The following is a 411-nucleotide window of genomic DNA, read 5'->3' as shown; positions in this document are numbered from 1 at the left end:
ACGCTGGCTTGCTGGCTGGCGGGTGGCCGATCTTGGTCGCAGGACAGCCCGTCCCACAAATCGATATCCGAAGAAGCGGTGAGAACGGCCAGCGCTCAGAGGTATTCCGACCTTCTTGCGATGGAATGTTCGCATGGGCGGTTGTACCCGCGAAGCCAAATTGAAAGGGGTTTCGAGCGTCATTTCGAGGAATTGAGGCTGACACTGATCGCGGAAGGGTACACAATCGTGCCCGACGCGATCGCGAACGACCCATCCCGTCCAGTTTCGGAGATGGCGTTCGACGCCAGGCGACGGCTTGGCTTCGCGTCGCAGGCCGGGTGCCTTGCACCGTACTGGCTCGAAGACGATCGCGATTACTGAACCGTGTCGCCGGTTTTTGACGCCTGATCTTCAGAGATGATTGACACC

1 protein-coding gene is annotated in these 411 nt (G+C 59.1%); it reads left to right on the top strand.

Translation table 11 applies throughout. The features are described 5' to 3' along the window. The coding region (locus tag EN780_RS40215; protein ID WP_210215159.1) for a hypothetical protein at positions 1 to 363 on the top strand (363 nt) is incomplete at its 5' end. Between the last annotated feature and the right edge of the window lie 48 nt (positions 364 to 411).

The sequence above is a fragment of the Mesorhizobium sp. M4B.F.Ca.ET.089.01.1.1 genome (assembly GCF_004022605.1).
Classification (GTDB): Bacteria; Pseudomonadota; Alphaproteobacteria; order Rhizobiales; family Rhizobiaceae; genus Mesorhizobium; species Mesorhizobium abyssinicae.
The sequence above is the reverse complement of the archived record's forward strand: the minus strand, read 5'-3'. Positions and strand labels throughout refer to the sequence as shown.